5 protein-coding genes are annotated in these 5262 nt (G+C 39.6%); all 5 read right to left on the bottom strand.

Going from position 1 to position 5262, the window contains the following annotated elements; all coding sequences use genetic code 11:
* Nucleotides 1-482: YggS family pyridoxal phosphate-dependent enzyme (locus ACOVQQ_RS13045; protein WP_421818579.1), on the bottom strand; the 482-nt coding region annotated here is incomplete at its 3' end.
* Nucleotides 479-1693, bottom strand: coding sequence for a DUF1015 domain-containing protein (locus tag ACOVQQ_RS13040; protein ID WP_421818578.1), 1215 nt, complete (start codon nt 1691-1693; stop codon nt 479-481). The genes ACOVQQ_RS13040 and ACOVQQ_RS13045, both read right to left, overlap by 4 nt.
* 3 nt (nt 1694-1696) lie before the next feature.
* Nucleotides 1697-2587: a 3-hydroxyacyl-CoA dehydrogenase family protein gene (locus tag ACOVQQ_RS13035; RefSeq protein WP_421818577.1), complete on the bottom strand. Its 891-nt coding sequence runs from the start codon at nt 2585-2587 to the stop codon at nt 1697-1699.
* A 52-nt stretch (nt 2588-2639) separates the two neighbouring features.
* Nucleotides 2640-3650 carry a PDDEXK nuclease domain-containing protein gene (locus ACOVQQ_RS13030; RefSeq protein ID WP_421818576.1) on the bottom strand — a complete coding sequence of 337 codons (1011 nt, stop codon included), beginning with the start codon at nt 3648-3650 and terminating at the stop codon, nt 2640-2642.
* Between the two features lie 2 nt (nt 3651-3652).
* A complete protein-coding gene (locus ACOVQQ_RS13025) occupies nt 3653-4621 on the bottom strand; it encodes a Gfo/Idh/MocA family protein (protein ID WP_421818575.1) in 969 nt (322 codons plus the stop codon).
* Nucleotides 4622-5262: the final 641 nt, after the last annotated feature.

Here is a 5262-nt window from a genome sequence, read left to right as displayed (position 1 = left end):
ATGATTTCACGATTTTCAGTAAACGAAGCCATTCCCATTAATCCGCGAATGCGAATAAAGTTGCTTTTCGGAAGGTTTAGAATTTCTTCTAATTCAGCCTCGTCTAAACCAAATTTCGTTTCTTCACCTGCAATATACACTTGAAGCAAAATGGCAATTTCGCGTTCCAATTTTCTTGCTTCTTTTTCAATTTCTAAATACAAACGCAACGAATCAACACCGTGAATCAAAGAAACGTGCGGCAAAAGCTGTTTTACTTTATTTCGCTGCAAATGTCCGATCATGTGCCATTCAATATCTTCCGGAAGCTTTTGCGCCTTTTGTGTCAGCTCTTGTACTTTATTTTCTCCAAAAATACGTTGTCCGGCTTCGTACGCTTCTAAAATTAAAGAATTGGGCTTTGTTTTTGAAACAGCCACAAGCGTTACCGATTCAGGTAAATTTTCTTTGATTTTCAGTAAGTTCTCACGCACAGTTGTCATAGTTCGTAAATAATTAATCCGCTTCTGAATTTAGGTTCAAAATACGTGCTTTTAGGCGGCATGATAAAGTTATGATCGGCTAATTCTTTGATTTCTGTGATGGAAGACGGATACAACAAAAATCCCACTTCATATTCGCCTTCGTCAATAACTTCTTTTATTGTTGTAATCGATTGTTTTCCAGGAATATAATCAATGCGTTCGTCGTTTCGTAAGTCGCTAATTTTCAATACCGGATTGAGTACATAGCGGTACAAAATATGTGCGTCTAACTTTTCTTCTATGGTTTGAAGATCAAATGGATTTTTGAACTGCAACTTGTAAAACGATTGTTTGAAATACATTCCAAAATGATACTTCTGGTCCGGTTTGTACAGTTCTTTTCCTTTGTTGGTAACCCAGAAGTGTTTTTCGATTTCCCGCAGAAAATCTTCCTCAGTCAAACCTGCCAAATCTCGGATGATCCTGTTGTATTCAAATATTTTAATGTCTTGTTCGGCAATTAAAAAAGATAAGAATAGGGAAGAGGCCGGCTGTTCGTTGGCATACTGCTTTTCGAGTAAATCGGCAGAGGCAGAACGGTGGTGACCGTCGGCGATGTAGAGTTTCTTTTGCTTAGCGAAGTAATGTTGAATTTCAGCTACAACTTCGGCTTGCGCAATTTTCCAAAGCGTATGTGTATCTTTCTGTGGTGTAGAAAATCGGTAAATTGGTTCAGTACTACTAATTTGTTCCAGTTTTTCGCTAAATGCTGCACTTTGTTCGTACGCAATTAAAACGGGTTCGGTATTAAATCGCGTTTGATGCAAATAATCTTTAAATAATTCGACGCGGTATTGCAAGGTGTCTTCGTGTTGTTTGATGACTCCCGAGCGATAATCTTCCACAGAGCAACCACCCACAATTCCTTGGAATGTGCCGTGTTTCGATTCAATTCGATACAAATAAAATGCAGATTCCGGATCGGTTATTAAAGTACCATCAGCTTTAAAATCGGCGTACTTCTGTGCCACAAGCTTAAAGCGTTTTTCTAAACCAATTTTCTGCTGGTTTACATAAGCCGGATTTAGCACGTGAAGAAACGAATACGGATTAAAATCGAGTTGTGCTGCAAGTTCGGCCGCCGAATAATCGTCGTACGATTTGCAGGTAACTAACGACACTTTGTCGGCACCGGGTCGTGCTACTGCTATGGGTTCGAAGCGTGCCAACGACTATTTTTTGAATTGATCTGCTACTACTTCGGCTTTTTTCGAAGCAGCATAATTATAAAATCCTTCTCCCGATTTAACGCCTAGTTTTCCGGCGCGAACCATGTTTACAAGCAATGGGCAAGGAGCGTACTTCGGATTTTTGAATCCATCGTACATCACATGTAAAATAGCTAAACAAACGTCCAATCCAATGAAATCGGCTAATTGCAGTGGTCCCATCGGATGCGCCATTCCCAATTTCATAACGGTATCAATTTCGCTTACGCCTGCAACACCGTTGTAAAGTGTTTCGATAGATTCGTTAATCATCGGCATCAAAATTCTATTAGCGACAAATCCAGGATAGTCGTTTACTTCTACAGGTGTTTTTCCCAGTTGCTCGGAAAGCGACATAATGGTTTTTGTTGTTGCAGCCGAAGTATTGTAGCCGTTAATGATTTCAACCAACTTCATCAACGGAACCGGATTCATAAAATGCATACCAATAACGCGTTCCGGATTCGAAACTACAGCAGCAATTTGCGTAATCGAAATAGACGAAGTATTGGTAGCCAAGATGCAATTCTCAGAAGCAAACTCGCTCAATTGCTTAAATATCTTCAGCTTTAAATCTAGATTTTCAGTTGCAGCTTCCACAATCAAATCAGACGTTTCCGCGGCAGCTTTTAAATCGGTCGATGGCTGTAAATGAGAAAGCGTCTCAGTTTTGTCGGCTTCAGAAATACTTCCTTTGGCAACCATCCGATCCAGATTCGTTGCAATGGTGTTCATGCCGCGTTCCAAGGCAGCTTCCGAAATATCTACAAGTGTTACGGCAAAGCCTTTTTGAGCGAAGGTGTGTGCAATTCCGTTGCCCATGGTTCCTGCGCCGATTACAGTAATTTTTTTCATTTTATTTAGAATATGATTTCAATATTTTGTTTTAGATCTTTATCAAATTTACTTAGATAAGCTTCTTTTTGTCTACGGTTTCAAGGTCCTTTTTTATTTCGTTTAATAATTGCTCTTCACTAGGCAAATAAAGCTGGTATTGACTCGCTAGAATTGAGTTATTGTTTTCTGGCAATGAATATTTTACTACTGCATCATTTTTGTCAGCGCAAAGCAAAACTCCTATTGTTGGTCGTTCGTGCGCTACTTTCTCAATTCTGTCGTAGTAGTTCACGTACATCTGAAGTTGTCCTAAATCTTCGTGAGATAGCTTGTGCGTTTTTATTTCAAATAGAACAAAGCATTGCAACAATCTATTATAAAATACCAAATCTATGAAAAAATCATCCCCGTCAAGGTGAATTCGCTTTTGTCTAGCAACGAACGAAAATCCGTTACCAAGTTCTAAAAGGAAATCTTGTAAGTTCGAAATTATTGCGTTTTCAAGATCTTTTTCGTAGTAGGAGCTTTCTCGTTTTAAATTTAAAAACTCTAAAACAAGAGGATCCTTAATTATCTCCGTTGGATTTTTGGGTACAGTTTCATTTCTAGCAACAGCTAAAACACTTTCAGTATCATTACTAAGAAGTAATCGTTCAAAAAGCTGGCTATTTATTTGCCGTTCCATTTGCCTTATTGACCAATTATTTTTGACAGTTTCTGCGATGTAAAATTCTCTTTTGTCGTTATTAGTTATACGAAGTAAAATTCGATAGTGAGTCCAGCTTAATTGTGAACGCAGTGAGTTCACATTTGGAAAAGTTCGATAAAACTGTCGATACCAATTCAAATTTCTTGTAGAAAATCCGCTACCATATTCAGGTTGTAGCTGATTGGATAGGTACTTTATTAAGTAATTTCCATAGTCAGCGCGCTCTTTCCCCTGTTGTTCTTCGTTAAAAATCCGCTCACCGATGTACCAATACATCATTGTTCTATGATGCTCTATCGAGCGAACAGCATTTTCTCGCGATTGTACAATCAAAGATTTAATTTCCTGCAAGAAGTTCTGCGACAAATCCATAACTATTTTTTTCTCATCGCATCTATGATCATATATGCCATTCGCAATGCTTCCGTTCCATCCGACAAACTCACCACCGGGCGCGTTTTGTTTGTAATCGCATCTGCAAAAGTTTCCAACTCGTCGAGTATGGCGTTATTCGGCTTAACATCGGGATTCTCAAAATAAATTTGCTTTTTCACGCCTTCCGCATTTTGGAGAATCATGTCAAAATCACCCGGATTTTCAGGTGCATCCTTCATTTTAACTACTTCGCATTTCTTTTCTAGAAAATCAACCGAGATGTAAGCGTCTTTTTGGAAAAACCGACTTTTCCTCATGTTTTTCAACGAAATCCTACTTGCAGTTAAATTTGCTACACAACCGTTTTCAAACTCCAATCGCGCATTCGCAATGTCGGGCGTTTCCGAAATTACACTCACGCCACTAGCATGCACCGCTTTTACTTTCGAATTCACAACGCTTAGAATGACATCGATATCGTGAATCATCAAGTCAAGCACAACAGGTACATCGGTTCCACGCGGATTGAACTCAGCCAATCGATGCGTTTCAATAAACATCGGATTATTAATTTTTTCGCGAACCGCTTGAAAAGCCGGATTAAACCGCTCCACGTGTCCCACTTGGCCGAGTAGCTTCATTTCTTCTGCAATGGCAATAATTTCTTCGGCTTCGGCAACCGTGTTGCTAATCGGTTTTTCAATAAAAATATGCTTGCCCGATTTCAAGGCCACTTTGGCACATTTGTAATGCGAAAGGGTAGGGGTTACAATGTCGATTACATCAACGGCATGTATCAATGTTGCTATGGTATGGAACTGTTTATAGCCAAATTCAGCGGCAATTTTAGCGCCATTTTCCAGATTTTCGTCGTAAAAACCAACGAGTTCGTATTTTTCAGATTGTTGTAAAAGCTTAAGGTGAATTTTACCTAAATGACCCGCACCAAGGACACCAATTTTTAACATAACTCACATTTTCTACAAAAGTAACATTATACCCGTTGTGTTTTTAAATTCGCGTAAAGAAAAGCGTCTTTTTACACCCATTTACGGAAGAATAATTTCATTTTTATGCAGTTTCATTTTCTTTTTTTGGGCAATGCGCCGCAACAATCCTGCGCCAAAAATAATTTGTGCAAGCGGCGCCCGCGCTTTTTGCTGCAACTCCTCGCTTCCGATAGCTATCGGAATCGTGCCTCGTCGCTGTGGGGTTTCCGCGCCAATCGCTATTGCGGAATCGAGACGTCCTTGCGAGACAGGTCTTTTAGAAGCTAGTTTATATCTCTTGAAATACTTTTTATCGGCTTGATACGTTCTGTGTCAAACTATCCATCAAATTCTTTGAACTTCGGCGTATTCTGCGCGCTTAAAAATACGGGTTCTTGTGCGTGTCGAATCCTTAACCGCAAAGTTCGCAAAGATTTTCGCAAAGTTTGCGAAGCAGTATTTTAGTATTAAGATTTGAGTCCCGATAGCTATCGGGAAAGATTTCGAGACGTTCACCACTTAACATTTCATTTTCCCGCTCTTACCTACGAATCGTCTTAGCCTGAGCCTGTCGAAGGCTGGTGCAATTTTTAGGCGGCTTGACACGTTCTGTGCTTTCC

The organism is Flavobacterium sp., from assembly GCF_049240005.1.
Taxonomy (GTDB): domain Bacteria; phylum Bacteroidota; class Bacteroidia; order Flavobacteriales; family Flavobacteriaceae; genus Flavobacterium.
This window is presented reverse-complemented; position numbering and strand designations above follow the sequence as displayed.

Bases quoted from the DNA above. Each gene is read 5' to 3' on its own strand.
- ACOVQQ_RS13035 (WP_421818577.1), bottom strand. From the start codon at position 2,587: ATGAAAAAAATTACTGTAATCGGCGCAGGAACCATGGGCAACGGAATT.
- ACOVQQ_RS13030 (WP_421818576.1), bottom strand. From the start codon at position 3,650: ATGGATTTGTCGCAGAACTTCTTGCAGGAAATTAAATCTTTGATTGTA.
- ACOVQQ_RS13025 (WP_421818575.1), bottom strand. From the start codon at position 4,621: ATGTTAAAAATTGGTGTCCTTGGTGCGGGTCATTTAGGTAAAATTCAC.